Here is a 24,777-nt window from a genome sequence, read left to right on the forward strand (position 1 = left end):
ACTCAGGCCCACACTGCGTCCAGCGCGTTCCACGCCGCCGCGATCACCGGTTCGCTCGCGCGCGCGGCCAGGCACAGGAAGCTCAGCTCGCACGCCAGCGCCACCTGGTCGGCGATGGTCAGGCCCCGGGCCTGGGCCTCGCGCATGGCGATCGCATCGCGCACCAGCGACAGGCCCACGCCGCTGCGCACCAGGTCGAGCATGGAGGCCTCCTGGTCCACCAGTGCCACGCGCTGCGGCTCCAGACCGGTGAGCGAGCCCGGTCCGAACACGCGGCGCTGCAGTCGGTGGTGGACGCTGGCCGGCGGTGTGGCCAGCCAGGGCAGAGCGGCCAGCGCCTTCCAGTCCTTGCCGCGCACCTGCGGTCCCCAGCCGGCCGGTGCGAGCACGCGGTAGGTGAAGCGCGCCAGGCTGCGCCGCACGTAGACCGCGTCGAGCGGCTCGTCGGGGGGGTCGAGAAAGAAGCCGACGTCGAGGTCGCCTTGGTCCAGGCGCGCCAGCACTTCGCCGCTCATGCCCTGGCGCAGTTCCGTGCGCACCTGCGGACTGGACTCGACCAACTGTTTCAGGAAGGCCCCGAGCCGGGTGAATTCCGGGTCCAGAATCGTGCCGATGCGCAGGCTGCCGCGCGGCGTGGTGTGCAGACTGGCGGCGGCCTGGCCGACGTCGGCCAGTGCGGCCAGTGCCTTGTCGGCCAGCGGCAGCAAGGCTGCACCATCGTGCGTGAGCACCATGCCTTGGGGCGTCCGGGTAAAGAGCCGAAGGCCAGTGGCCGTGGCCAGCGCCTTGAGCTGCAGGCTGATCGCAGGTTGGCTCAGATGAAGGCGCCGCGCCGCCCGCGAGACATTGCCCTCGCGCGCGACAGCGGCAAAGGCGCGCAGGGCCTGGGGGTCGATGGGGGGCGGGCGGTGGCGCGTCATGGCCTTTGCATTATTTGTGTTTTTTATAGAAAGCCTTCGCGGATTTCATTGGATTTTTGCGGAGGATGCCAGCACACTCGCCCGATCTTCGGAGGCAGACCATGAGCGTTTCAAATATCGACCACTTCGTCAATGGCCACAACGTGGCCGGCAGCGGTGCCCGCCGCCAGGACGTCTTCAACCCGGCCACCGGCGCCGTCACCGGCCGTGTGGCGCTGGCCAGCGCCGCCGATGTGGATGCCGCCGTGGCCGCCGCGCAGGCCGCCTTTCCCGCCTGGGCCGACACGCCGCCGATCCGGCGCGCGCGCGTGCTGTTCAAGTTTCTCGAACTGGTGAACCAGCACAAGGACGACCTGGCGCGCCTGATCACCGCCGAACACGGCAAGGTGTTCACCGATGCCCAGGGCGAGGTCGCGCGCGGCATCGACATCATCGAGTTCGCCTGCGGCATTCCGCAACTGCTCAAGGGCGACTTCACCGACCAGGTCTCCACCGGCATGGACAACTGGACGCTGCGCCAGCCGCTGGGCGTGGTGGCCGGCATCACGCCGTTCAATTTCCCCGTGATGGTGCCCATGTGGATGTTTCCGCTGGCCATCGCCGCGGGCAATACCTTCGTGCTCAAGCCCAGCCCGATCGACCCTTCGCCCGCGCTCTTCATGGGGGAGTTGCTCAAGAAGGCCGGTCTGCCCGACGGTGTCTACAACGTCGCGCAGGGGGACAAGGAGGCGGTGGATGCGCTGCTGGCGCACCCGGACGTGAAGGCCATCAGCTTCGTCGGCTCCACGCCGATCGCCAACCACATCTACGAGACCGGCGCGCGCCACGGCAAGCGCGTGCAGGCGCTGGGTGGCGCCAAGAACCACATGGTGGTGATGCCCGATGCCGACCTGGACCAGGCGGTGGATGCGCTGATCGGCTCGGCCTTCGGCAGCGCGGGGGAGCGCTGCATGGCCATCAGCGTGGCCGTGCTGGTGGGTGACGTGGCCGACCGCATCATGCCCCAGTTGATCGAACGCACGAAGACGCTCAAGGTGCTGGATGGCACCAACCTCGCGGCCGAGATGGGCCCCATCGTGACCGAGGCCGCGCGCCAGCGCATCCGCGGTTACATCGAGGCCGGCGCGAACGAAGGCGCCCAACTGCTGGTGGACGGCCGGGGTTTCGACGGCGCGCAGGCCGGTGCCGGTTGCGGCCAGGGTTTCTGGCTGGGCGGCACGCTGTTCGACCACGTCACCACCGGCATGAAGATCTACCGTGAGGAGATCTTCGGCCCGGTGCTCTCGTGCGTGCGCGTGCCCGACTTCGCCGCCGCCGTGGACATCGTCAACGCGCACGAATTCGGCAACGGCGTCTCCTGCTTCACGCGCGACGGCAACGTGGCGCGCGAGTTCTCGCGCCGCATCCAGGTCGGCATGGTGGGCATCAACGTGCCCATTCCCGTGCCCATGGCCTGGCAGGGCTTCGGTGGCTGGAAGAAGAGCCTGTTCGGCGACATGCACGCGTACGGCGAAGAGGGCGTGCGCTTCTATACGAAGCAGAAGTCCATCATGCAGCGCTGGCCCGAGAGCATCTCCAAGGGCGCGGAGTTCGCCATGCCGGTGTCGAAGTAGGCTTCTCGCGGCAGTCACCATGAGGCGGGCATGAGCGACACCAGCTTCGACTTCATCGTCATCGGCGCGGGAACGGCGGGTTGCCTGCTCGCGAACCGCCTGTCGGCCGATCCCTCGAAGCGGGTGCTGCTGGTGGAGGCCGGCCGCAGGGACGACTACCACTGGATCCACATTCCGGTGGGCTACCTGTATTGCATCGGCAACCCGCGCACGGACTGGCTCTACCAGACCGAGCCCGATCCCGGCCTCAATGGCCGGCGCCTGCGCTACCCGCGAGGCAAGACCCTGGGTGGCTGCTCCAGCATCAACGGCATGATCTACATGCGCGGCCAGCGGCGCGACTACGACCACTGGGCCGCGCTCACCGGCGACGACGCCTGGCGCTGGGACGCCTGCCTGCCCGACTTCATGGCGCATGAGGACCACTACCGGCTCGACGCCGCGCGCGACCCCGCGTTCGCCGCGCTGCATGGGCACGGTGGCGAGTGGCGCATCGAGAAGCAGCGCCTGCGCTGGGACATCCTCGACGCCTTCGCGCAGGCCGCGCAGCAGGCCGGCATTCCCGCCACGCCCGATTTCAACAGCGGTGACAACGAGGGCGTGGGCTATTTCGAGGTCAACCAGCGGGCGGGCTGGCGCTGGAATGCGTCCAAGGCCTTTCTGCGTCCGGTGCGCCACCGCCCCAACCTGGTGGTCTGGACCGAAACCCTCACCGAGCAGCTGGTGGTGGTGCCCGCGCAGGGGTCCGGCGTTCTGCGTTGCACCGGTGCCGTGCTGCGCCGTGGCGCGCAGCGGGTGAGCGTCGAGGCGCGGGGCGAGGTGGTGCTGTGCGCCGGCAGCATCGGCTCGCCCGCGCTGCTGCAGCGCTCGGGCATAGGGCCGGCGCCGCTGCTGCGGCGGCACGGCATCACGCCGCGCCACGAACTGCCTGGTGTGGGTGAGAACCTGCAGGACCATCTGCAGATCCGCGCGGTGTTCAAGGTACAGGGCGCAAGCACGCTCAACGTGCTGTCCAGCTCGCTCTGGGGCAAGGCCCGCATCGGGCTGGAGTACGCGCTCAGCCGCAGCGGGCCGATGAGCATGGCGCCCAGCCAGCTTGGCGCGTTCGCGCGCAGCGACGCCACGCAGCCGCATGCCAACCTGCAGTACCACGTGCAGCCGCTGAGCCTGGACGCCTTTGGTGAACCGCTGCACCGTTTTCCTGCCTTCACCGCCAGCGTGTGCAACCTCAACCCGGGCAGCCGGGGCCATGTGCGCATCACCTCCGCGCAGCCGGACGCCGCGCCCGCCATCGCGCCCAACTACCTGGCCACGCCGGAGGACCGCCGCGTGGCCGCCGACAGCCTGCGCCTGACGCGGCGCATCGTCGCGCAGCCCGCGCTGGCGAAGTACCAGCCCGAGGAGTTCAGGCCGGGCGTCCAGTTCCAGAGCGACGAGGAACTCGCGCGCCTGGCAGGCGACATCGCCAGCACCATCTTCCATCCCGTGGGCACCACCAGGATGGGCCGTGACGACGACCCCATGGCCGTGGTCGACAGCCGCCTGCGCGTGCGCGGCGTGGCCGGGCTGCGCGTGGTCGATGCCGGCGTCATGCCCACCATCACCAGCGGCAACACCAACAGCCCCACCTTGATGATCGCGGAGAAGGCCGCGCGCTGGATCGCGGCTTGAAGCCAGTCCCGCGCGGGCCGGCTCCGCGCTCCGTGCTGCAGGCCTGCACGTAAACTGGGTGCGCTGCCAACCCGCGCGCCCGCCATGCCCGACTCCCTGTCCAACCACACGCCGGTCTCCGGCACCCCCCGCTGCATCCTGGTCGACGACGACGAGGACATCCGCCACCTGCTGGGCGACTACCTGCGCGGCTTCGGCATGTCGGTGGAGCTGCTGGCCGACGGCGCCGCTCTGCGCGAGCGGCTGCCGCGCGGCGAGGTCGACGTGCTGCTGCTCGACCTCATGCTGCCGGGCGAGAGCGGCCTCGCGCTCTGCCAGTGGGTTCGGCAGATGCAACCTGGCCTGCCGGTGATCATGCTCACCGCGCAGGGCGACGTGGTGTCTCGCGTGCTGGGGCTGGAACTGGGCGCGGACGACTACCTGCCCAAACCCTTCGAGCCGCGCGAGCTGGTGGCGCGCATCAAGGCGGTGCTGCGGCGTGGCGGGTTGGCGGCCAGCGGCGCATCCGCCGCCGAAGTGCATTTCCGGGGCTGGGTGTTCGACCGCCTGCGCCGCCAGCTCGCCGCCCCCGACGGCACCCTGGTCGCCCTGTCCGCGGCCGAACACCGGTTGCTGGTCGCCTTCACCGATCACCCCGGCCAGGTGCTGAGCCGGGAGCGTCTGCTGGACATCACGCGCGCACCCGGCGTGGAGGTCAGCGAGCGCAGCATCGACCTCGCGGTCTCGCGTCTGCGCGGCAAGCTGCGCGAGGACGAAGGCCGCGACGGAGACCCTCCGCTGATCCGCACCCTGCGCGGCGCGGGCTACCTGTTCGACCCTCTGGGCAGACGACGATGAGACGGTTCCGCTTCGACACCCTGTTCCTGCGCCTGTTCGTGCTGATGTGGGTGGTGCTGGTGCTCAGCCACGTCGTGGCCTACCTGGCGGCCGCCCCGGTGCGGCCGGGCGACAGCGGCCTGGCCAGCCGCCTGGACCCCACGCGCATGCCCGCCATGCCCTCGCTGCCGCCCGGGCTGCTGCCCGGCAACGGGCCGGGTGCGCGGCCGGGAACGGCGGGACCACCGCCAGGGGCGAACGGCGCGCGACCCGCGGGCGCGCCCCGTTCGCCGGGCATGCCGGCCCGCGCGCTCTGGCTCGACTACGGCTTGCGCGCGCTGTTCATTGCGCTGGGTGCATGGCTGGGCGCACGCTGGCTGGCCGCACCCATGCGCCGGCTTTCGCAGGCCGCCACCGCACTGGCGCGCGGGCTGGACCGGCGCACCCCCTTGCCCACGCTGGACGAGGGGCGCGGCACCGTGGAGGTGCGTGCAGCGGCCCAGGCCTTCAATGGCATGGCGCGGCAACTGCAGGCGCAGTTCGACCAGCGTGGCCTGCACATGGCCGCGCTCTCGCACGACCTGCGCACACCGCTCACCCGGTTGCGCCTGCGTCTGGAGCGCCTGCCCGGGGAAGCCGCGCTGGCGGCCCAGGCCGACATCCGCGAGATGGACGAACTGATCGACGCCTCGCTGGCCGTGATGCGGGAACAGGCCAGCGCCGCCGCGCCCAGCGTGCTCGACCTCGGCGCGTTGCTGCAGTCCCTGGCCGACGACCTGCGTGAGCAGGGCCATGCGGTCGAGTACGCCGAGACACTTCCGTCGATGAGGGCGCGGGCCCATCCCGTGGCCTTGCGGCGCGTGCTGGGCAACCTGCTGGACAACGCCTGCCGGCATGGGCGCGGCGGTGTGGTGCGGCTGAGCGCGGTGCCGGCCCGGATCGAGGGGCAGGTGATTGTCCACGTCGACGACGAAGGGCCGGGCATACCACCGGAGCAACTGGAACGCGTGCTGCAGCCCTGGGTGAGCCTGCCTGGCGGCCAGGCGCTGGCGGGCAGCGGACTGGGCCTGGCCATCGCGCGCGACCTGGCCGAGCGCGAGGGTGGCCGCCTGTCGCTGGCCAACCGCCCCGGCGGCGGCCTGCGCGCCAGCCTGACACTGCCGGCGGCCTAGGGCCTGGCTTACGTTTTGTTTCGCCGTCGGTACAAACTGCCCATGGGGCGGTGACACCTGCTTTCCAGAATCGGGAACCTGCGGCCAGGCCATCCGGCAAGGCGTTCCAGACCATCCCCATGACCCCACATCCTTTGCTTCCAGCGGCCAGCCATGCGCATGGCCTCGGCCACGATCTCGACACGCTGGCTCGCCAGATGGCCGGACGCCGCCAATGGCTGCGCTGGCTGGCCACCGGCGCCGGCGCCTGCGCCATGCCTCTGGTGCTGGGGGCCTGCGGCGGCGCGGCCGAAGACGGGTCGGCCACTACGTCCACCGGCAGCAGTGGTTCAACGACATCCACGACCACCACCACTTCCTCCTCCGGCGGGAGTTGTTCGAGCATCCCCAGCGAAACCGCGGGGCCTTATCCGGCCGACGGCTCGCTCGCCTCCAGCCAGCGGCTCAACGCGCTCACGCTCTCGGGCATCGTGCGCAGCGACATCCGCAGCAGCGTCGGGGGTGCCAGCGGCACCGCCGCCGGTGTGCCGCTGACCCTCACGCTGCAACTGGTGAACACGGCGGCGAGCTGCGCGAACCTGCAGGGGCTGGCGGTGTATGTCTGGCACTGCACGCGCGAGGGCGGCTACTCCATGTACTCCAGCGGCATCACGGGCCAGAACTACCTGCGCGGCGTGCAGGTCAGCGACGCCAACGGCCAGGTCAGCTTCACCACCATCTTCCCGGGCTGCTACAGCGGGCGCTGGCCGCACATCCATTTCGAGGTCTACCCGAACCTGCTCAGCGCCACCGACAGCAGCCAGGTGAGCGACTACGAACGGGTCTCCCAGCTCGCGCTGCCGGCGTCCTTCTGCAATCAGGTCTATGGCGTGGTCGCCGGGTACGAGGCCAGCGTGGCCAACTTCGCCGGCATCTCCCTGGCCAGCGACAACGTCTTCGGCAACGACGGCGCCGCCCTGCAGATGGCCACCGTCTCGGGCGACGTGGCCAGTGGCTTCACGGCCACGTTGCAGGTCGGCATCTGAGGCGCACCCAGCGGGACGGCCGGGCTTTGTGTTCAGTTGCCCTCGGCCGGCTTGGGCGGCAGGCCGGGCAATGTGGCCAGCAGGTGGTCGCAGAAGCCCCCGTCGACCAGCAGGTTGCTGCCGGTGACGTAGCCGGCCCCAGGGCCGCCCAGGTAGGCCACCGCGCGCGCGATGTCGTCGCCGGTGCCGATGCGGCCCAGGGGCACCATGGCTTTGCGCCGCGCCGCCACCTCCTCATGCCGGTAGGTCGCCTCGGTCAGGGGGGTGCGCACCATGCCCGGCGAGATGGTGTTCACGCGGATGCCGTCGGCCGCCCACTCCTGGGCCATCTGGCGGCACAGCATGAGCAGAGCCGCCTTGGACGTGGAGTACGCGCCCGAGCCGGGGTGCGGGTGCAGGCCCGCCATGGACGCGATGGCCACCACGCTGCCGCGCGCGTTCGCCAGCGCGGCATGGCTGGCCTGGGCGAGCAGCCAGGTGGCGCGGACATTGACCTGGAACAGCAGCTCCCATTGGTCCAGCGCCAGCGCCTTGAGTGGCCCGGGCCGGCCCATGCCCGCGTTGGACACCAGCAGGTCGAGGCGGCCTTCGCCGTGCTCCACGGCTTGTCCGGCCAGGCGTTGGCACGCCTCGGGGTCGGCCAGATCGCCATGCAGCCCCCGGACCTCGGCACCTTGCGAGCGCAGTGTGCCGACGAGTTCGTCCAGGGCCGCGCCGGGCCGCGAGGCCGCGACACTCAGGCGCACGGACTGGCCGCGCGCCTGCGCTTCGTGAAGAACCGCCAGGCAGGTGGCGCGGCCAATGCCGCCGGTGGCACCGGTCACGAGGGCATGGAAAGGGGGAGCTTCGGAAGAGGTCATGGGTGTCCAGCAGGGAAATCAGAGAGAGCAAAGGGAACGGCACGGGCCGTGGTGGCATCAGGGGGCCAGCGGCCCCGCAGGCGTCCATTCGTCACCCAGGATCTCGGGTTCCGCGTACGCCTGGATGTTGGCGAAGTGGTGGGGCAGATCTTCCCGGTAGAGCTCGCTGGTCAAACCCTCCGCCAACCGCCGGGCCACCAGGCTGATGCCGGGGATGTCGCCCGAGGCACCACCATGGGTGAGCACGGCGGGGAAGCAGAAGCAGTGCACGCGCTCCAGGCCTGGCAGCGAGCCTGGCGTCTTCTCCAGGAACTCGAACTGGGGACCGACGTAGGGCATGCTGGCCAGGGAAGGATCGGCCTCGCCGGCCGGCGGGGCGTAGCGGTCGGCCCAGGTCAGCACATGGGGCGCCAGGTGGGCGAACTCCTCGCGGTGGGTCCAGTCGACCTGGAAGCCGGTGGCGAAGATCAGGAAGTCCAGCTCGAAGCGGCCCTTGGTGGTTTCCACCGACAGCCCATTGCCGCTGGGGGTCGCGTCGTGGATGGCGCACGAAAAATGGAAGCGCGCATTCGGGTGCCGCGAGACCCGCAGGGTGCTGCCGCGCGGTGGCGGGATCTGCACCTTGTTGATGTACTGGCGGATGCGCCATTTCCATTCGTCGGGCAGCGTCAGGTGGCCATGCATCAGGCCCGGCGTACCGGCGCCCTTGGCCTTGTTGATGCGGGGAAAGTCCGGCCGGCGTATGAGCAGTTCCACCTGGGCCGCGCCGGCCTCCAGAGCGGTGGCCGCACTGTCCATGGCCGACGCGCTGGCGCCGATGACGCCCACGCGCTTGCCCTGGAGTTCGGCGTAGTCCATGGTGTCGGACGAGTGCGCCCAGAGGTGGCGGGGCAGATGGGCGGCGAAGGCGGGTAGCTGAGGGCCGCCCAGTCCGGCGTAGCCTGTGGCCAGGACGACATGGCGCGCGCGCAGCGACTGCGTGCCAGCGGGTGACTGGAAGGCCAGTCGCACGAAGCCGTCGGCCCGTGGTTCGATGGCGGTCATGCGGTGCTGGTTGCGCACGTCCACCTGCATCACGCGGCGGTACCAGCGCAGGTAGTCCATCCACTGCAGCCGTGGGATCTTGTCCAGCGCCTGCCAGCGCGGCAGGCCGAACTGGGCCTCGTACCAGGCGCGGAAGGTCAGGGCTGGCAGGCCCAGCGCCGGCCCGGTCAGTTCCTTGGGCGAGCGCAGCGTCTCCATGCGCGCGGTGGTGGCCCAGGGCCCTTCGAAGCCTTCGGGTGCCTGGTCGAAGACGCGCACGTCCACGCCCAGGTTCTTCAGCGAGGCCGCCGCCGCCAGGCCGGCCTGGCCGGCAGGCCCAGCCATTCCAGGTCCTGCCGCAGGCGGGCTTCCAGCGCGTGCAGGCCGATGGCGTGCTCCGCCGCCGCTGCGGCGGGCACGTCGGCGCGAGCCAGCGCGCCGTTGTCGAGAGGGGAGGTCGTGTGTGCGGAAGACATGCGGGTGGTCCGGCGGAGGGCGTCAGGCGCCGATGAAGGCCTGGTACTGGGCCTCGTCCATCAGGCCGCCCAGCTGGCCTTCGTCGGCTGGGCGCACCTTGAGCAGCCAGCCCTCGCCCAGCGGGTCGGTGTTGAGCAGGCCGGGCTCCGAGACCACCGCCTCGTTCACTTCGAGGATCTCGCCATCGACCGGCATGTGGACGTCGGCGGCGGTCTTGGTCGACTCCACCACGCCAGCCGCGTCACCCTGGCCGAAGCGGCTGCCGGCCTCGGGCAGTTCCGTGCTGACGATGTCGCCCAGGGTCTCCTGGGCATGGGCGGTGATGCCCACCGTGGCGACACCGTCCTGCAGGCTGATCCAGACGTGTTCGTTCGAGAATTTCTTCATGGTGTTCATTCGATCTTCAGGTTGGCCTTGCGGATGGTCTGTTCCCAGCGTGCCGCGTCTTCCTTGATGACCCGGTCGAACTCGGCCGGCCCCGCGCAGGCCACGATCTCCTTGAACTGGCGCGTGGTCTCCGGGTCCTTGCAGGTCGCCAGGATCTGTTGCGTGAGCTTCTCCGCCACCGCCGGCGGCAGCTTGGCCGGTGCCATCAGGCCGGTCCACACCGGCACCTCCAGGCCCTTGATGCCGGTGGCCTCGGCCATGGTCGGCGCGCCGTTGGCGCTGGGCAGCCGCTGGGAGGAGAAGGTGGCCAGGATGCGCACCTGCCCGGCCTGCACCTGCGACTCCAGCGAGGTCGAGCTGGTGATGATCAGGGGCACCTGGCCACCCAGCAGGTCGCGGATGGAGCCGATGCCCTGGTAGGGGACGAAAGTGAACTTGACGCCGGCCGCCTGCGCGAAGAGTTCGCCCACCAGGTGGCTGATGGCGCCCACGCCGGTGGTCGCCACCGTGAGGCCGCCAGGGCTGACCTTGGCGGTCTGCAGCACGTCGGCCACGGTCTTGAAGGGGCTGTCGGCGCGCACCGCCAGCGACATCGGCATGTCCGCGATCATGGCCAGCGGCGTGAAGGCGGTCTTCGCGTCGTAGGGCATGCTGGTGCGCAGGTAGGGCGCGATGGTCAGCGCCGCGCCGGTGGTGAGAAAGAGGGTCTTGCCATCGGCCGCTGCGCGCGCCACGAAGGTGGCGGCCAGCGTGCCCGCGGCGCCGGGTTTGTTCTCCACCACCACCGGGTTGCCCAGCGAGTCTGCCAGCCTGAGCGCGTAGAACCGGGCCATGGCATCGAGCTGGCCACCGGCCTGGAACGGAACAACCAGGCTGACCGGGCGCGTGTCCGCGCTTTGCGCGTGCGCGGTCGCGAGGTTCAGCGCAGCCAGCAGCGCGGCCAGGAATCGGAAGGGCAGACGTTTCATCGGAAGCTCCATCAGGGTTGAGAATCGTGGTGGGAGGCCCCGCTGGGAGACCTCAGGACAGGGCCAGCCGAGCGGCGCTCAGTGCCTGCGAAAAATCGTCGATCAGGTCCTGGATGTTTTCCAGGCCCGCGTGGATGCGGATCAGCGGCCCCTCCAGCGCGGGCTGGCTGACCGAGCGCGTGGGCGTGCCCACCGGCAGCGCCAGGCTTTCGTAGCCGCCCCAGGACAGGCCGATGCCAAAGAGCTGCAGGCGAGAGAACAGCGTGGAGAGCTGCGCCTGGCCAACCGGCTGCAGCTCGATGGCGAACAGGCCGCTGGCACCCAGGAAGTCGCGCCGCCAGAGCCGGTGGCCGGGATCGTCCGGCAAGGCCGGATGCAGCACGCGCCGCACCAGCGGATGGGCGCGCAGGGCTTGGGCCAACGCGATGCCATTGCTCTCATGCTGGCGCAGGCGCACGCCCAGGCTGCGAATGCCCCGCAGCGCCAGGAAGATGTCGTCGGGGCCGGCGGTCTGCCCCAGGTCGTGCGCGCCCTCGCGCAGGCGGTCCCAGGCGCGGGCATTGGCCGTGGCCACGCCCAGCAGGGCGTCCGAATGGCCGATCAGGTACTTGGTCGCGGACTGGATCGAAATGTCCACGCCGTGTTCGAACGGCTTGAAGAAGAGCGGCGTGGCCCAGGTGTTGTCCATGATCACCAGCGCGCCCACGGTGCGCGCCTGCTCCGCGATGGCGCCGATGTCCTGGATCTCGAACGTGAGCGAGCCCGGCGACTCGACGAAGACGAGCCGCGTGTTGCGGCGCAGGCGGCTGCGCAGGCCGGTGGTCTCGTGCGGACCGTAGAACTCCACCTCCACCCCCAGGCGCGACAGCACATGGGTGGCGAAATGCCGCGTCGGGCCGTACACGCTGTCGGTGATCAGCACGTGGTCCCCTGAACGCACGACGGCGAGCAGTGCGTGCGCGCACGCCGCCAGGCCCGAAGGGAAGACCAGCGAGGCGTGGCCCCCTTCCAGCCGGGCCACGGAGCTTTCCAGGGCGCGCGTGGTGGCGGTGCCGAAACGGCCATAGCTGGCGTACGGGTTGTTGGGCAGCTTGCGCGCTTCCCACTCCTCCAGGGAGCTGGCGAGGATGGTCGAACCGCGGCACACCGGCGTGTTGACCAGTCCGTCGAAAGCCTGGGGATTGCGACCGGCCTGTATGGCCATGGTCTCGGTGCGCCAGTCTGTGCCTGCTGGCGTTGGGTGGGCGAATTCAGTCATGCAGCGACTGTAGGTGCGCAGCGCAGGGAGATTGTTCTGAAATCAACCACGTTCGGCTAAATTCTGAGCACCGCATGCTAAGCATCGGTGAAAAAAGGAATGCTCATGCGTCAGATCGACAATGTAGACAAAAAGATTCTGGATTCGCTGCAGGACGACTGCACCGTGCCCGTGGCCGAACTCGCCGCCAACGTCGGCCTGACGGCAACCCCGTGCTGGCGCCGCGTGCAGCGCCTGGAGGAAGACGGCGTGATCCGCAAGAGGGTGGCGCTGCTGGACCCGGGCAAGGTCAACGTCGGCGTGACGGTGTTCGTGACCATCCGCACCAGCCACCACGACATGAAGTGGCTGCGCTCGTTCACGGCGCTGGTGACGGCGATTCCCGAGGTGGTCGAGTTCTACCGCATGTCCGGGCAGGCCGACTACCTGCTGCGCATCGTGGTGCCCGACATTGCCGCCTACGACCGGGTCTACAAGCAGCTCATCAACGGCACCGACCTGTCGGACGTCACGTCCAGCTTCGCGATGGAGCAGATCAAGTACACCACGCGGCTGCCGCTGCACCACGCGGTGGCCTGAGGCTGGCCGGTTCAGCGCAGGCCGCCCACGTACGGCGCGGTGGCGGCCTGCAGCGACGCGGCCGCCGCCTGCAGCAGCGGCTTGCGCTCGGGCAGGCCCATCTGCGCGATGCCCGCTTCCAGCTTGTCGGCCCAGGGCAGCAGTTCGGCGTGGCCGTCCTGCGTGGCCTTCTCGCGGGCGAAGCGCACGATCTCGCGCGCGTAGTCGGCGTTGGTCGCCATCCACTCGGTGTCGGTCACGCGGCCGGTCTTGCGCCGCAGCAGCACATGCAGGTGGGCGGCGATGGCGAACAGGTCGCTGCTGCTCATGGTCTCAGCCCACCTGTTCGTGGTGCAGCGAAACGTCCAGGCCCGCGCGTTCCTCGCTCTCGCGCACCCGCAGCGTGGCGAAGCGCGAGACGATCCACAGCACCACCGCCGTCATGAAGAGGCTGTAGGCCAGCACCGCCACGCAGCCGACGAGCTGGGCCATGAAGCTGGCCTGCACGCCGGAGATGGCAGGGTCCGCCAGCAGGCCGGTGAGCAGCGCGCCCACCAGGCCGCCCACGCCGTGCACGCCGAACACGTCCAGCGAATCGTCCGCGCGCAGGCGGCGCTTGAGGGCCGTGGCGCCCCAGTAGCAGGCCACGCCGGCCACCAGGCCGATCAGCAGCGCCGAGCGCGGCGTGACGAAGCCGGCGGCCGGCGTGATGGCCACCAGGCCGGCGACGACGCCCGAGCACAGGCCCAGCAGCGTGGCGCGCTTGCGCGCCAGCCACTCGGCCGCCATCCAGGCCAGGGCGCCCGAGGCGGCGGCCACGTGCGTGACCAGCAGCGCCAGGCCGGCACGGCCGTCGGCGGTGAGCGCCGAGCCCGCATTGAAGCCGAACCAGCCGACCCACAGCAGGCCGGTGCCCGCCATCGTCAGGCCCAGGTTGAAGGGCACGAAAGGTTCGCGGCCGTAGCCGGTGCGTGGCCCCAGCGCATAGGCGCAGACCAGCGCGGCCGCGCCAGCGTTGATGTGCACCACCGCGCCGCCGGCAAAGTCCAGCACCCCCAGTTGCGCCAGCCAGCCGCCGGGCTCCCACACCCAGTGCGCGATCGGTGCGTACACCAGCAGCAGCCACAGGCCGGCGAAACCCAGCAGGGCACCGAAGTGCATGCGCTCCACCAGAGCGCCCACCACCAGCGCGCAGGTGATGATGGCAAAGGTGAGCTGGAACATGGCGAACACCGCCTCGGGCACGTGCGGTGCGATGTGGCTCACCGCCACCTGGCCCTTCTCGCCCAGGAACTCCATGCCGGCGAAACCCACGCGGCCCAGGCCGCCGACGAAGGCGCCGGCCAGCTCGCCTGGTGTGAACGCCAGCGAATACGCCAGCCCGAACCACAGCACACTGACCAGTGCCGCGATGCCGACCACGCTGGCCATGGTGTTGATCACATTGAAGCGGCGCACCATGCCGCCATAGAACAGGGCGATGCCCGGCAGCGTCATGAGCAAAACCAGTGCGGTGCTCACCATCAGCCACGCGGTGTCGGCCCCCTGCACGTGGCTGGCGTCCACCAACCCGGGTGCGCTCAGCGTGACTTCCGTCACGGCCGGCGCGGCGGCCTCCTGCGCGGCCGCCAGCCCCTGGCCCAGCAGCAGGGCCGGGACGAAGAAAAATGAGCGAAAAAGTGCTCGAAAACGGCAAAGCGAAGCCTGCCGTGCCACGTCACGGTCTTTTTGCATGTAGTCACCTTTCCCAACGAGAGGGCTTTCCGTGGTGCATTTCCTGTGCCAAGGGAGAACCCTTGCAAGGGAAAGCCCGGATGCACGGGGGTGGTGCGAGCCGTTACAGTGCGGGCACTCGCAAGCAGCGCACCGCGCTGGTGACCGCGGGGGACCGAGGAGACAACCGAGTCCAACCACAACCAACGTTCCTGAGCGTCCCCAGAGATGCCTGATTCAAACAACCGACCCGTGTGGGTCGGTTTTTTTTTGGCTGTGCTCGGCGGATGTGTGGTGGTCAACACAATTCCGATTTGTGCCGAAATCGGAAGATTCCCATCCATTTACGGAACGGCTCTTCAGAGGCGGTGTTTTTTCTGTCAGGAAAAATACAAATAAATCAATGACATAGAAGAGATCATCCGTACTTTCCCTGATCTGGTGCACGGTGGCCTGCCATTTGCAAACGGCAACTCGCCTGCCTGTCCGGGGTGGGCCCAGAGCGGACGCGAAGGCCGCCGCCCCCACCAGCCCATGGAGACAACCCACGATGGAAACCTTCTACGAGGTCATGCGCCGCAAAGGCATCTCGCGCCGCAGCTTTCTGAAGTACTGCTCGCTCACGGCCACCTCCCTAGGGCTGGCCCCTTCGTTCGTGCCGCAGATCGCCCACGCCATGGAAAACAAGCCGCGCACGCCGGTGCTGTGGCTGCATGGCCTGGAGTGCACCTGCTGCACGGAGAGCTTCATCCGCAGCGCGCACCCGCTGGCCAAGGACGTGGTGCTCTCCATGATCTCGCTGGACTACGACGACACCCTGATGGCCGCCGCCGGCCACCAGGCCGAGGCCATCCTCGAAGAGATCATGACCAAGTACAAGGGCCAGTACATCCTTGCGGTGGAGGGCAACCCGCCGCTCAATGAGGACGGCATGTTCTGCATCCAGTCGGGCAAGCCCTTCATCGAAAAGCTCAAGCACGTGGCCAAGGACGCCAAGGCCATCATCGCCTGGGGCTCCTGTGCCTCCTGGGGCTGCGTGCAGGCCGCCAAGCCCAACCCGACGCAGGCCACGCCCATCCACAAGGTCATCACCGACAAGCCCATCATCAAGGTGCCGGGCTGCCCGCCCATTCCCGAGGTGATGACGGGCGTGATCACCTACATGCTCACCTTCGACCGCGTGCCCGAGCTGGACCGCCAGGGGCGGCCGAAGATGTTCTACAGCCAGCGCATCCACGACAAGTGCTACCGCCGTCCGCACTTCGACGCCGGCCAGTTCGTCGAGGCCTGGGACGACGAATCCGCGCGCAGGGGCTACTGCCTCTACAAGGTGGGCTGCAAGGGCCCGACGACCTACAACGCCTGCTCCACCGTGCAGTGGAACGAGGGCACCAGCTTCCCGATCAAGGCCGGCCACGGCTGCATTGGCTGCTCCGAGGACGGCTTCTGGGACAAGGGCTCGTTCTACGACCGCCTCACCGATATCCACGCCTTCGGCATCGAGGCCAATGCCGACCAGATCGGCGCCACCGCCGCCGGCGTGGTCGGCGCGGCGGTGGCCGCGCACGCCGCCATCTCGGTGGCCAAGCGGGCGCGCGACAACGCCCGCAAGTCCGACGCGTCCGCACCCGCCAACCACTGACACGACAGAACGAGGAATCACAAGATGGGTGCCTACGAAACTCAAGGTTTCCGCATGGACAACAGCGGCCGGCGCATCGTCGTCGACCCGGTGACCCGCATCGAGGGCCACATGCGCTGCGAGGTCAACCTCGACAGCAACAACGTGATCCGCAACGCCGTCTCCACCGGCACCATGTGGCGCGGGCTGGAGGTGATCCTGAAAGGCCGCGACCCGCGCGACGCCTGGGCCTTCGTCGAGCGCATCTGCGGCGTCTGCACCGGCTGCCATGCGCTGACCTCGGTGCGCGCGGTGGAGGACGCGCTGGGCATCCGCATCCCGCTCAACGCCCACCTGATCCGCGAGATGATGGCCAAGACGCTGCAGGTGCACGACCATGCCGTGCACTTCTACCACCTGCATGCGCTGGACTGGGTGGACGTGGTGTCCTCGCTCAAGGCCGACCCGAAGAAGACCAGCGAGCTGCAGCACCTGGTCTCGCCTTCGCACCCGCTGTCGTCGCCGGGCTATTTCCGCGATGTGCAGAACCGCCTGAAGAAGTTCGTGGAAAGCGGCCAGCTCGGCCCCTTCGCCAACGGCTACTGGGGCTCCAAGGCCTACGTGCTGCCGCCCGAGGCCAACCTCATGGCCGTGACGCACTACCTGGAGGCGCTGGACCTGCAGAAGGAGTGGGTCAAGGTCCACACCATCTTCGGCGGCAAGAACCCGCACCCCAACTACCTGGTGGGCGGCGTGCCCTGCGCCATCAACATCGACGGCGACGGCGCCGCGGGTGCCTCGATCAACATGGAGCGGCTCAACTTCGTGCAGGCCCGCATCCAGGAGATGATCGACTTCAACAACAACGTCTACGTGCCCGACGTGCTGGCCATCGGCACCATCTACAAGCAGGCGGGCTGGCTGTACGGCGGCGGCCTGTCGGCCACCAACGTGGCCGACTACGGCACCTACGAGAAGGTGCCGTACGACCACAGCACGCACCAGCTGCCCGGCGGCGTGATCCTCGGTGGCGACTGGAACAAGATCCACGAGATCGACCCGCGCGACCCCGAGCAGGTGCAGGAGTTCGTGACGCACAGCTGGTACAAGTACGGCGACGAGACCCAGGGCCTGCACCCGTGGGACGGCGTGACCGAGGCGAACTACAAGCCCGAGGGCCCGAACTTCAAGGGCACGCGCACGAAGATCGAGCAGCTCGACGAGTCGGCCAAGTACTCGTGGATCAAGTCGCCACGCTGGCGCGGCCACGCGGTGGAGGTGGGTCCGCTCTCGCGCTACATCCTGGGCTACGCGCACGCCCTGCAGGGCAACAAGTATTGCCAGCGCGTCAAGCAGCAGGTGGACGAATCGGCGGTGGCCATCAACAGCGCCATCCCCAAGGCCCTGGGCCTGCCCGAGACGAAGTACAGCGCCCAGCAATTGCTGCCTACCACCATTGGCCGCACCCTGGCGCGTGCGCTGGAGAGCCAGTACGCCGCCGAGATGATGATGGACGACTTCAAGCAGATGGTCGGCAACATCAAGGCCGGCGACCGCAGCACCGCCAACGTGGAGAAGTGGGACCCGAGCACCTGGCCCAAGGAGGCCAAGGGCGTGGGCACGGTGGCCGCGCCGCGCGGCATGCTGGGCCACTGGATCCGCATCAAGGACGGCAAGATCGAGAACTACCAATGCGTGGTGCCCACCACCTGGAACGGCTCGCCGCGCGACCACAAGGGCCAGATCGGCGCCTTCGAGGCCTCGCTGATGAACACACCCATGGTCAACCCCGAGCAGCCGCTGGAAATCCTGCGCACCCTGCACAGCTTCGACCCCTGCCTGGCCTGCTCCACCCACGTGATGAGCGAAGACGGCCAGGAGATGAGCCGGGTCACGGTGAGATGACACCCCTGCGCCGCTTCGCGGCTTCCCCCCAAGGAGCGACGCACCCTGTGGCCCGGCCAAGCCGGTTCCACGGGTGCCCTGGGCAAGGCACGCGGCGCGTGGCTTCTGTCCGGTCAACGGCATGAACACACAACGAGGAGAACCAAGATGAAGGCACAAACCATCCGCGGCCTGATCGCCGCCACCCTGCTCACCGGCCTGGCCGGTGCCGCGCAGGCCCACACCGGCCACGGCACCAGCAGCCTGTTCGAAGGTCTGGTGCATCCCTTCGGCGCCGACCACCTGCTGGCCATGGTCGCCGTGGGCGTGTGGTCGGTTTCGGCACTGCCGGCCGGCAAGGCCTGGTGGGGCCCTGTAACTTTCCTGGGGGCGTTGATCGTCAGCGCCGCCTTGGGTGCGGCCGGCGTGACGGTGCCTTACCTGGAGCACGCGATCTCGCTGAGCGTGGTGCTGTTCGGCCTGATGCTGATCTTCGCCAGCCGCCGCCTGCCGGTGGCTCTGGGGCTGGGGCTGATCGCCGCCGCTTCGTCGCTGCATGGCCTCGCGCACGGCGCCGAGACGCCCGGGACCGGTTTTGCCGGCTACGCCGCCGGCTTCATGCTGACCACCGCGGCGCTGCATGTCGGAGGGGTCGGCATCGGCCTGGGCATCCGCCGCTGGCTGAGCGAACGCAGTGGCTGGGCGCTGGGTGGCCTGGGCGCGCTGCTGAGCGTGGCCGGTGTGTACCTTTTCGGCCAGCTCGCGGCCTGAGCGCCGCCGCCGGCTTCGACCGATCGATCAACGGGCCGCGCCCAGGAGGTCACCATGTCCACCACGTCCCACCCCATGACCGAGGCCGCCGCCGCCGACGAGCGCGAGCTGCAGCAAGGCCAGAGCATCAAGTCGGTCTACGTGTACGAGGCGCCCGTGCGCATCTGGCATTGGATCAACGCACTGGCCATCACCGTGCTGGCCGTCACCGGCTACTTCATCGGCAAACCGCTGCCCACCATGCCGGGCGAGGCCAGCGCCCACTACCTCATGGGCTACATCCGCTTCGCCCACTTCACCGCCGGCTACCTGCTCGCCGTGGGCATCATCGGGCGCGCCTACTGGGCCCTGGTGGGCAACCACCACGCGCGCGAGCTGTTCTGGGTGCCGGTGTTCCAGAAGGCCTACTGGGCCGAGCTGTTCGCCATGCTGCGCTGGTACGCCTTTCTCTCGCCGCGCCCCGGGCGCTACGTCGGCCACAACCCGCTGGCGCGCATGGCCATGTTCGGCGGCTTTCTCATGCTCACGCTGTTCATGATCGTCACCGGCTTCGCGCTGTACGGCGAAGGCGCGCAGGCCGGCTCCTGGCAGGAGCGCCTGTTCGGCTGGGTGATCCCGCTGTTCGGCCAGAGCCAGGACGTGCACACCTGGCACCGGCTGGGCATGTGGGCGCTGATCCTGTTCGTGATCCTGCACGTCTATGCGGCCATCCGCGAAGACATCATGGGTCGCCAGAGCATCGTGAGCACCATGATTTCGGGACACCGCACGTTTAAGGATTGACCCCCCCCCCGCGCCGCCTTCGGCGTCACCCTCCCAGGGGGGCGGCGCCAGAGGCCCGGCAAAGCCGGTTCCTCGGCACCTCTTGAACAAGGCATTTCGTTCGTTTTGCTTCTTCGCCATGCCTCGCTTCTTGTCACGTTCAACACAGCTTGCCGCATCGGCCCTGCCGCCGGTGGGCGTGCCGCTGCGCGCGCCCCTGCACCCGGGCCGGCTGCTGGCGCGCACGTGTCTGCTGCCGCTGGCGCTGAACCAGAGCGAGGCGGCGCGCCTGCTGGGCATGTCGCGGCGGCGGCTGCATGAGCTGGTGCATGGGCAGCGCGCCATGTCGCCGGACACCGCCATCCGCTGTGCGCGCGTATTCCGCGTGGACGCCGGCTTCTGGCTGGCGCAGCAGGCCGCCTGGGACAGCTTCCACGCCTGGAAGCGCCAGCGCGCGCTGGCGCCTTCTCTCCAACCCTGACTTTTTTTGTGAGAGGTCACGCCATGAACCGCATTGCGCCTGAAACCCCCTGTCACCCCAGGGGTGACAACAGGCCGGCCCGCATCTGCGTGCTGGGCATCGGCAACCTGCTGTGGGCCGACGAGGGCTTTGGCGTGCGCTGCGTGGAAGCGCTGCAGCGGCGCTGGGCTTTCGCGCCGCAGGTGTCGCTGGTCGATGGCGGCACCCAGGGGCTGTACCTGATCCAGCATGTGCAGGAGGCGGATGCGCTGCTGATCTTCGACGCCATCGACTACGGCCTCGCACCCGGCACGCTCAAGCAGGTGCGCGGCGACGAGGTGCCGCGTTTCATGGGTGCGAAAAAGATGAGCCTGCACCAGACCGGTTTCCAGGAGGTGCTCTCGCTGGCCCAGCTCACCGGCAAGTACCCGGAACAGGTGCTGCTCATCGGCTGCCAGCCGCAGGAGCTGGAGGACTATGGCGGCAGCCTGCGCCCCGTGGTCAAGGCCGCGATGGAGCAGGCGCTGGCGCTGGGCGTGGCCGAGATCGAGCGCTGGGGCGGCCAACCCCGGCCGCGCAGCGAACCGCTGAACGCGCGCGAGGCGGTGACGCTGGACGAGCTGGCGCTGGCCGCCTACGAGACGCAGCGCCCCGCGCCCGATGCCGCCTGCCGCGAAGGCGATGAACGCTTCTTCCCTCGGGAGGCCCGCTGACATGTGCATCGGCATGCCCATGCAGGTCGTCGGCGTCGAGCCCGGCCACGCGTTGTGCAAAGGCCGGGGCGAGCGCCGCCGCGTCAACACCGCCCTGGTGGGGGCCGTCGCGCCGGGCGACTGGCTGCTGGTGTTCCTGGGCGACGCGCGCGAGCGCATCGACGCCGCGCGTGCCGCCGAAGTGAACACCGCGCTCGACCTGGTGCTGGGCGCCATGCAGGGCGCCCGCGCGGACACCGATGCGGGCTTCGAACTGCCCTCGCGCATGAGCACCGAGCAACTTCGCCAGCTGGCTGGCTGAACCTTTTCAGGAGACCCCATCACCATGACCACCGATACCCTGATGCGCCCGCTGGCCGTGACCCCGCCCAGCAACGACCCCGCCGCTCCGCTCGTGATGCGCCTGGTGCGCGACTTCGGCGCCACGCTGGTGGACGAGACCGCCGTCGCCGACTGGGCCGCCGGGCCGGGCGACCGCGTGCTGCTGCTGGCCGGCGACGCGGTGCGCTTCCCCGAAGGCCAGGACGTGGCCGCGGTGCTGCCCGAGCTCATGAAGGCCTTCCCCGGGCGCTTCGTGGTGGGCGTGGTGCCGCGCGACAGCGAGGACGTGGTGGCGCGCCGCTATGGCTCGCAGCGCTGGCCCTCGCTGCTGTTCTTCCGCGGCGGCCAGTACGTGACCGCCATCGCCGGCATGCAGGACTGGGACGTGTACCTCCAGGGCGTGGACGCCGCGCTGCGCATGCCACCCTCGCGCCCGCCCACCATCGGCATCCCCGTGGTGAGCGGCAGCGCCGCCAGCAGCGGCGGCGGCAGCAGCAGTGCCGGCTGCCACTGAACGCCACCGAAGCACAAGGACGCACACGCCATGAAAGAATTCCCCATTCCCCTCGTCGCCCTGGGCCCCGGCACGCATGCCGAAGAGGAGTCGCTGGACTACCTGCCCATGCCCAAGGACATGGACACCTACCGCGCGCCCATGCTGCCCGAGCCCGAAGAGCTCGACGGCCTGGACCGCGCGCGCGCCGCGCTGCGGCAGGTGCTGGACCTGCTCGACCGTGGCGCGCACGGGCTGGTGCCGCTGGGCACGCTGGCCTCGCGCGAGACCCAGATCGTCAACCAGGTCCTGGGCGAAGGCGAAGCCAGCGCCATCGTGCAACTCGGCGCTGCCGGGCTGGAGGTGCGGGTGCAGGAGTCGGTGTTCGCCGGGGTCTGGCGCCTCATGACCTGGCGCCGCGAGGCTGGCGGCGAGGCGGTGTGGGTGGACGATGCGATCGAGGTCGGCCCCGTGCCCTCGCTGTTCGCCGCGACGGCCGCCGAAGATGTGTGGGCCGAGGCGCCGCGCTGGCAGGGAGCGCTCCCGCCCAACGTGCAGAACGCGCCGCTGCTGGTGGAGGAGATCCGCGATCAGGTCGTGCGCTGGCAGCCCGGGCAGCCGCCGCACGTGGTCAACCTCACGCTGCTGCCGGTCACGCCGGAAGACATCGGCTTCCTGGACCACCTGCTGGGCACCGGCCGCGTGCTCATGCTCTCGCGCGGGTATGGCAACTGCCGCATCTCCAACACGCGCCTGCCGAACTGCTGGCGCGTGGTGTACTACAACTCCATGGACAAGGTGATCCTCAACACGGTCGAGGTGGTGGACATGCCCGAAGTGGCCATGGCCGCGCCCGAGGACCTGCGCGATTCCCACGACCGCCTGCGCGAGGTCATGGCGTACCTCGAAGGGGCCTGAGCATGGAACCCTTCCAAGGCTTCGAGGGCTCCTACCTCGGCAACCGCGAGGTGCTGCAAGCCGGCTCGCGCCTCGAATGCAAGATCTGCTGGTGGGTCTACGATCCCGCGCTCGGCGACCCGCAGTGGCAGATCCCGCCCGGCACGCCTTTCGCCGACCTGCCGCCGCACTGGCGCTGCCCGAACTGCGACTGCGAGCCTGACCAGTTTTTGGTGGTATGAGACACCCCCCTGCGCCGCTGCGCGGCTTCCCCCCTCCCTGGCGCGCCTGTCGGCGCTTGGAGGGGGGACGATGCCTTGGGCCGGCGGAGCCGGACCCTCGGCATCTCTGGGTTTGCACGCATCGCTTCGCTTTGCTCGCTGGGGTGGTCTGATGGATGAGTTGGCTGTGCGGGTGGGGACTTTGGAGGGCTTTTACCGTTGGGTGCAGGTGGAGCGCATGCGGGGCGTGCCTTTGTTGCATGCGGCGCTGGCGGTGGAGGCGGTGGGTTTTGTGTGGGGGGCGGACGAGGAGGGGGACGCGGTGGCCGAGGGAGTGTTGATCACGCCGTGGTTCATGAGTCTGGTGCGTCTGCCTGCGCGGGTGCTGCCGCATGGTGGGCGGGTGGGTGGCCGGTTCGTGCGCGCGTTTGGCACGGAGCGTTTCGATTTCATTGGCGCGCACGATGAGGCCATCGGTTACCACGAGACCTGTGCGCTGTTTTCGCCCATGGGCGGTTTCACGGACCAGGCCTTGGCGCGCGCGACGGCGCGCGAGGCGCTGGCCTTGACGCGGCCGCAGCCGCAGCCGCAGCAGGCCACGCCGGCGGTGCTGCCGGCGCGGCGGGCGTTTTTCCTGGGCCGAGGTGGGGAGCGGCGGTCATGACCACGACCGGCCAGCAGGACCTCGCCGGGCGCTTGCGCCTGACGCCGGGCGCGCCGCCGCCGCATGGGCTGCAGAGTTCGCGCCAGGACTGGGCGGCGCGCCTGGGCCATGGTGTGCCGGCCACGAGCCTGCCTGGCCTCATGGCCAGCCTGTACAACCTGTGCGGCCATGCGCACCACCTGTGCAGCCAGCTCGCCATCGGGGCCGCGGCGCCGGGTGTGTTGCCCGCCCCCGAGGCGACGGGCGAGCGCCTGCGCCGCGAGACCGCCGTCGAACACATCCGCCGCATCGGCCTGGATTGGCCCCGCCTGCTCTCGCCCAGGCAGGCGCAGGCCGCGACCGCCGCGCTGCGCGAGGCCGCACTGCCGCGCATGCTGCGGCCCGGCGAGGCCAGCGACGACCCCTGGCCCGCGCTGACCGAATGGCTGCGGCATGCGCTGCTGCAGATGCCGCCGGCAGAGTGGCTCGCGGCCTGGGACGCGCAAGGCGCTGCCTGGTTGGCCGGCTGGTGCGAGCGCCACGAAGGCTGGCTGCCCCGGCTGTTGCGCGAGGCGCGCGCGGCCGACCTGGCCGTGCCCGCGCTCGAAGCCGGGCAGGCACTGCGGCCGCACGCCGACGCCGCCAGCCTGTGCATGCTGGGCGCCACGCTCGCCCTCAAGCCGGGTTTCGCGCTGCGCCCGCAATGGAACGGCGCCTGCGCGCACACCGGCCCCTGGACGCGGCTGCGCCAGGCGCGTGCCGAAGCACCCCTCTCGCCCTGGGTGCTGCTGGGCCTGCGCTTGGCCGAACTCGTGCGCCTTTGCCTGCCTGGCGGCGACACCTGGCTGGGCGTGGGAGCGCTGTGCACCGGGCCGCGCCGTGGCCTGGCCTGGGTGGAGATGGCGCGCGGCCTGCTGGTGCACCAGGTCGAGGTCGACCCGGTCAGCGCGCGCGTGCTGGCCTGCCGTGTGGTGGCGCCCACCGAATGGAATTTCCACCCCGGCGGCGCGGTGGCGCAGGCCCTGGCCGGCCTGCCGCCCGATGCCGCGCGCGCCACCGGCCAGGTGCACCTGCTGGTGGCCGCCTTCGACCCTTGCGTGCCGTTCGACATCGGTCGTCTGGACGCGCTCGCCTCGGCCGCGCGGGAGAGTGGCCATGCATGAAGCCAGTCTGGCCGGCGGCGTGCTCCAGCTGGTGGAGGACACGGCCGCGCGCGAGGGCTTTCGGCGCCTGCTGGCGCTGCGGCTGGAGGCGGGCGAGCTGTCGGGCGTGGACGTGCGCGCGCTGCGCTTCGCCCTGGAGGCGCTGGCCCCCGGCACCCTGCTGGAGGGCGCGGCCATCGAGATCGAGCAGCCGCCAGGCCAGGCCTGGTGCCTGGCCTGCAGCCAGACCGTGGCGCATGCGCAGCGCGGCAGCGCCTGCCCTCACTGCGGCGGTTACCAGTTGCAGCCGACCGGCGGCACCGAACTGCGCGTGCTGGACATGCAGGTATCGGATGATTGAAACCACCCCACGAAAGAAGGAGACAGA

At 69.7% G+C, this 24,777-nt stretch carries 26 protein-coding genes and 1 pseudogene; 19 read left to right on the forward strand and 8 right to left on the reverse strand.

Features of this window, described 5'->3' with window-relative positions; genetic code table 11:
- Positions 1-2: 2 nt before the first annotated feature.
- Entirely contained in the window at positions 3-920 is a 918-nt protein-coding gene (locus KIT53_RS14165) for a LysR family transcriptional regulator (protein ID WP_297753528.1), read from the reverse strand.
- A gap of 101 nt (positions 921-1,021) precedes the next feature.
- Here KIT53_RS14165 and KIT53_RS14170 point away from each other — a divergent pair, with 101 nt between their 5' ends.
- From KIT53_RS14170 to KIT53_RS14190, 5 genes are all read left to right on the forward strand, one after another.
- Positions 1,022-2,533, forward strand: coding sequence for a CoA-acylating methylmalonate-semialdehyde dehydrogenase (locus KIT53_RS14170; protein ID WP_297753530.1), 1,512 nt, complete (start codon positions 1,022-1,024; stop codon positions 2,531-2,533).
- Positions 2,534-2,563: 30 nt separating this feature from the next.
- Positions 2,564-4,204, forward strand: coding sequence for a GMC family oxidoreductase N-terminal domain-containing protein (locus KIT53_RS14175; RefSeq protein WP_297753532.1), 1,641 nt, complete (start codon positions 2,564-2,566; stop codon positions 4,202-4,204).
- Positions 4,205-4,288: 84 nt separating this feature from the next.
- Positions 4,289-5,041, forward strand: coding sequence for a response regulator transcription factor (locus KIT53_RS14180; RefSeq protein ID WP_297753534.1), 753 nt, complete (start codon positions 4,289-4,291; stop codon positions 5,039-5,041).
- Positions 5,038-6,192, forward strand: a complete 1,155-nt coding sequence (locus tag KIT53_RS14185; protein WP_297753536.1) for an ATP-binding protein — start codon at positions 5,038-5,040, stop codon at positions 6,190-6,192. Before KIT53_RS14180 ends, KIT53_RS14185 begins: the two co-directional genes overlap by 4 nt.
- Positions 6,193-6,311: 119 nt before the next feature.
- Positions 6,312-7,217: an intradiol ring-cleavage dioxygenase gene (locus tag KIT53_RS14190; RefSeq protein ID WP_297753538.1), complete on the forward strand. Its 906-nt coding sequence runs from the start codon at positions 6,312-6,314 to the stop codon at positions 7,215-7,217.
- A gap of 32 nt (positions 7,218-7,249) precedes the next feature.
- Here KIT53_RS14190 and KIT53_RS14195 read toward each other — a convergent pair whose 3' ends face one another.
- From KIT53_RS14195 to metC, 5 genes and pseudogenes are all read right to left on the reverse strand, one after another.
- A complete protein-coding gene (locus KIT53_RS14195; RefSeq protein WP_297753540.1) occupies positions 7,250-8,077 on the reverse strand; it encodes an SDR family oxidoreductase in 828 nt (275 codons plus the stop codon).
- A gap of 57 nt (positions 8,078-8,134) precedes the next feature.
- Positions 8,135-9,576 (reverse strand): annotated as a pseudogene (locus KIT53_RS14200) (NAD(P)/FAD-dependent oxidoreductase).
- Positions 9,577-9,598: 22 nt separating this feature from the next.
- Complete coding sequence (gene gcvH / locus KIT53_RS14205; RefSeq protein WP_297753542.1) at positions 9,599-9,964, reverse strand: glycine cleavage system protein GcvH; 366 nt, start codon at positions 9,962-9,964, stop codon at positions 9,599-9,601.
- A 5-nt stretch (positions 9,965-9,969) separates the two neighbouring features.
- Positions 9,970-10,932, reverse strand: coding sequence for a tripartite tricarboxylate transporter substrate binding protein (locus tag KIT53_RS14210; protein WP_297753544.1), 963 nt, complete (start codon positions 10,930-10,932; stop codon positions 9,970-9,972).
- Positions 10,933-10,984: 52 nt separating this feature from the next.
- Positions 10,985-12,190 (reverse strand): cystathionine beta-lyase, encoded by a 1,206-nt coding sequence (metC, locus tag KIT53_RS14215; RefSeq protein WP_297753545.1) that lies wholly within the window; start codon positions 12,188-12,190, stop codon positions 10,985-10,987.
- A gap of 114 nt (positions 12,191-12,304) precedes the next feature.
- Here metC and KIT53_RS14220 point away from each other — a divergent pair, with 114 nt between their 5' ends.
- Positions 12,305-12,769, forward strand: coding sequence for an Lrp/AsnC family transcriptional regulator (locus KIT53_RS14220; RefSeq protein WP_297753631.1), 465 nt, complete (start codon positions 12,305-12,307; stop codon positions 12,767-12,769).
- An 11-nt stretch (positions 12,770-12,780) separates the two neighbouring features.
- Here the strand turns inward: KIT53_RS14220 and KIT53_RS14225 are convergent, their stop codons facing one another.
- Together KIT53_RS14225 and KIT53_RS14230 are read right to left on the reverse strand one after the other, a co-directional pair.
- The gene (locus KIT53_RS14225; RefSeq protein ID WP_297753547.1) at positions 12,781-13,077 is read right to left on the reverse strand and encodes a hypothetical protein; all 297 of its coding nucleotides are present in this window, start codon (positions 13,075-13,077) and stop codon (positions 12,781-12,783) included.
- Between the two features lie 4 nt (positions 13,078-13,081).
- On the reverse strand, positions 13,082-14,482 hold the full coding sequence (locus KIT53_RS14230) for an ammonium transporter (RefSeq protein ID WP_297753549.1): 1,401 nt from the start codon (positions 14,480-14,482) through the stop codon (positions 13,082-13,084).
- Between the two features lie 529 nt (positions 14,483-15,011).
- On the opposite strand from KIT53_RS14230, the gene KIT53_RS14235 reads away from it, so the two are divergent.
- From KIT53_RS14235 to KIT53_RS14295, 13 genes are all read left to right on the forward strand, one after another.
- Positions 15,012-16,103: a hydrogenase small subunit gene (locus KIT53_RS14235; RefSeq protein ID WP_297753551.1), complete on the forward strand. Its 1,092-nt coding sequence runs from the start codon at positions 15,012-15,014 to the stop codon at positions 16,101-16,103.
- 24 nt (positions 16,104-16,127) lie between these two features.
- The gene (locus KIT53_RS14240; RefSeq protein WP_297753553.1) at positions 16,128-17,987 is read left to right on the forward strand and encodes a nickel-dependent hydrogenase large subunit; all 1,860 of its coding nucleotides are present in this window, start codon (positions 16,128-16,130) and stop codon (positions 17,985-17,987) included.
- A 147-nt stretch (positions 17,988-18,134) separates the two neighbouring features.
- Positions 18,135-18,737: a HupE/UreJ family protein gene (locus KIT53_RS14245; RefSeq protein WP_297753556.1), complete on the forward strand. Its 603-nt coding sequence runs from the start codon at positions 18,135-18,137 to the stop codon at positions 18,735-18,737.
- Between the two features lie 54 nt (positions 18,738-18,791).
- Positions 18,792-19,520, forward strand: coding sequence for a Ni/Fe-hydrogenase, b-type cytochrome subunit (gene cybH / locus KIT53_RS14250; protein WP_297753559.1), 729 nt, complete (start codon positions 18,792-18,794; stop codon positions 19,518-19,520).
- Between the two features lie 130 nt (positions 19,521-19,650).
- The gene (locus KIT53_RS14255) at positions 19,651-19,980 is read left to right on the forward strand and encodes a HigA family addiction module antitoxin (RefSeq protein WP_297753561.1); all 330 of its coding nucleotides are present in this window, start codon (positions 19,651-19,653) and stop codon (positions 19,978-19,980) included.
- Between the two features lie 23 nt (positions 19,981-20,003).
- Entirely contained in the window at positions 20,004-20,672 is a 669-nt protein-coding gene (locus KIT53_RS14260; protein WP_297753563.1) for a HyaD/HybD family hydrogenase maturation endopeptidase, read from the forward strand.
- 1 nt (position 20,673) lies between these two features.
- Positions 20,674-20,973, forward strand: coding sequence for a HypC/HybG/HupF family hydrogenase formation chaperone (locus KIT53_RS14265; RefSeq protein ID WP_297753565.1), 300 nt, complete (start codon positions 20,674-20,676; stop codon positions 20,971-20,973).
- A 24-nt stretch (positions 20,974-20,997) separates the two neighbouring features.
- A complete protein-coding gene (locus tag KIT53_RS14270) occupies positions 20,998-21,507 on the forward strand; it encodes a hydrogenase (RefSeq protein WP_297753567.1) in 510 nt (169 codons plus the stop codon).
- Positions 21,508-21,537: 30 nt separating this feature from the next.
- Positions 21,538-22,404 (forward strand): hydrogenase expression/formation protein, encoded by an 867-nt coding sequence (locus tag KIT53_RS14275; protein WP_297753570.1) that lies wholly within the window; start codon positions 21,538-21,540, stop codon positions 22,402-22,404.
- 2 nt (positions 22,405-22,406) lie between these two features.
- Entirely contained in the window at positions 22,407-22,625 is a 219-nt protein-coding gene (locus tag KIT53_RS14280; RefSeq protein ID WP_297753573.1) for a rubredoxin, read from the forward strand.
- 151 nt (positions 22,626-22,776) lie between these two features.
- Positions 22,777-23,268, forward strand: a complete 492-nt coding sequence (gene hybE, locus KIT53_RS14285; RefSeq protein ID WP_297753575.1) for a [NiFe]-hydrogenase assembly chaperone HybE — start codon at positions 22,777-22,779, stop codon at positions 23,266-23,268.
- Positions 23,265-24,410 carry a hypothetical protein gene (locus tag KIT53_RS14290; RefSeq protein ID WP_297753578.1) on the forward strand — a complete coding sequence of 382 codons (1,146 nt, stop codon included), beginning with the start codon at positions 23,265-23,267 and terminating at the stop codon, positions 24,408-24,410. The genes hybE and KIT53_RS14290 overlap by 4 nt, the downstream gene beginning before the upstream one ends.
- Positions 24,403-24,750: a hydrogenase maturation nickel metallochaperone HypA gene (locus KIT53_RS14295; RefSeq protein ID WP_297753580.1), complete on the forward strand. Its 348-nt coding sequence runs from the start codon at positions 24,403-24,405 to the stop codon at positions 24,748-24,750. Before KIT53_RS14290 ends, KIT53_RS14295 begins: the two co-directional genes overlap by 8 nt.
- Positions 24,751-24,777 lie beyond the last annotated feature (27 nt).

The sequence above is a fragment of the Hydrogenophaga sp. genome, from assembly GCF_026125785.1.
GTDB lineage: Bacteria > Pseudomonadota > Gammaproteobacteria > Burkholderiales > Burkholderiaceae_C > Hydrogenophaga.

Excerpts from the sequence above, each read along its gene's own strand:
- KIT53_RS14245 (WP_297753556.1), top strand. The coding sequence starts at position 18,135 with ATGAAGGCACAAACCATCCGCGGCCTGATCGCCGCCACCCTGCTCACC.
- KIT53_RS14185 (WP_297753536.1), top strand. The coding sequence starts at position 5,038 with ATGAGACGGTTCCGCTTCGACACCCTGTTCCTGCGCCTGTTCGTGCTG.
- KIT53_RS14270 (WP_297753567.1), top strand. The coding sequence starts at position 20,998 with ATGACCACCGATACCCTGATGCGCCCGCTGGCCGTGACCCCGCCCAGC.
- KIT53_RS14235 (WP_297753551.1), top strand. The coding sequence starts at position 15,012 with ATGGAAACCTTCTACGAGGTCATGCGCCGCAAAGGCATCTCGCGCCGC.
- KIT53_RS14240 (WP_297753553.1), top strand. The coding sequence starts at position 16,128 with ATGGGTGCCTACGAAACTCAAGGTTTCCGCATGGACAACAGCGGCCGG.
- cybH (WP_297753559.1), top strand. The coding sequence starts at position 18,792 with ATGTCCACCACGTCCCACCCCATGACCGAGGCCGCCGCCGCCGACGAG.
- metC (WP_297753545.1), bottom strand. The coding sequence starts at position 12,190 with ATGACTGAATTCGCCCACCCAACGCCAGCAGGCACAGACTGGCGCACC.
- KIT53_RS14260 (WP_297753563.1), top strand. The coding sequence starts at position 20,004 with ATGAACCGCATTGCGCCTGAAACCCCCTGTCACCCCAGGGGTGACAAC.
- KIT53_RS14280 (WP_297753573.1), top strand. The coding sequence starts at position 22,407 with ATGGAACCCTTCCAAGGCTTCGAGGGCTCCTACCTCGGCAACCGCGAG.
- KIT53_RS14295 (WP_297753580.1), top strand. The coding sequence starts at position 24,403 with ATGCATGAAGCCAGTCTGGCCGGCGGCGTGCTCCAGCTGGTGGAGGAC.
- hybE (WP_297753575.1), top strand. The coding sequence starts at position 22,777 with ATGGATGAGTTGGCTGTGCGGGTGGGGACTTTGGAGGGCTTTTACCGT.
- KIT53_RS14165 (WP_297753528.1), bottom strand. The coding sequence starts at position 920 with ATGACGCGCCACCGCCCGCCCCCCATCGACCCCCAGGCCCTGCGCGCC.
- KIT53_RS14190 (WP_297753538.1), top strand. The coding sequence starts at position 6,312 with ATGACCCCACATCCTTTGCTTCCAGCGGCCAGCCATGCGCATGGCCTC.
- KIT53_RS14175 (WP_297753532.1), top strand. The coding sequence starts at position 2,564 with ATGAGCGACACCAGCTTCGACTTCATCGTCATCGGCGCGGGAACGGCG.
- KIT53_RS14170 (WP_297753530.1), top strand. The coding sequence starts at position 1,022 with ATGAGCGTTTCAAATATCGACCACTTCGTCAATGGCCACAACGTGGCC.
- KIT53_RS14180 (WP_297753534.1), top strand. The coding sequence starts at position 4,289 with ATGCCCGACTCCCTGTCCAACCACACGCCGGTCTCCGGCACCCCCCGC.
- KIT53_RS14275 (WP_297753570.1), top strand. The coding sequence starts at position 21,538 with ATGAAAGAATTCCCCATTCCCCTCGTCGCCCTGGGCCCCGGCACGCAT.
- KIT53_RS14230 (WP_297753549.1), bottom strand. The coding sequence starts at position 14,482 with ATGCAAAAAGACCGTGACGTGGCACGGCAGGCTTCGCTTTGCCGTTTT.
- KIT53_RS14265 (WP_297753565.1), top strand. The coding sequence starts at position 20,674 with ATGTGCATCGGCATGCCCATGCAGGTCGTCGGCGTCGAGCCCGGCCAC.
- KIT53_RS14210 (WP_297753544.1), bottom strand. The coding sequence starts at position 10,932 with ATGAAACGTCTGCCCTTCCGATTCCTGGCCGCGCTGCTGGCTGCGCTG.
- gcvH (WP_297753542.1), bottom strand. The coding sequence starts at position 9,964 with ATGAAGAAATTCTCGAACGAACACGTCTGGATCAGCCTGCAGGACGGT.
- KIT53_RS14195 (WP_297753540.1), bottom strand. The coding sequence starts at position 8,077 with ATGACCTCTTCCGAAGCTCCCCCTTTCCATGCCCTCGTGACCGGTGCC.
- KIT53_RS14290 (WP_297753578.1), top strand. The coding sequence starts at position 23,265 with ATGACCACGACCGGCCAGCAGGACCTCGCCGGGCGCTTGCGCCTGACG.
- KIT53_RS14225 (WP_297753547.1), bottom strand. The coding sequence starts at position 13,077 with ATGAGCAGCAGCGACCTGTTCGCCATCGCCGCCCACCTGCATGTGCTG.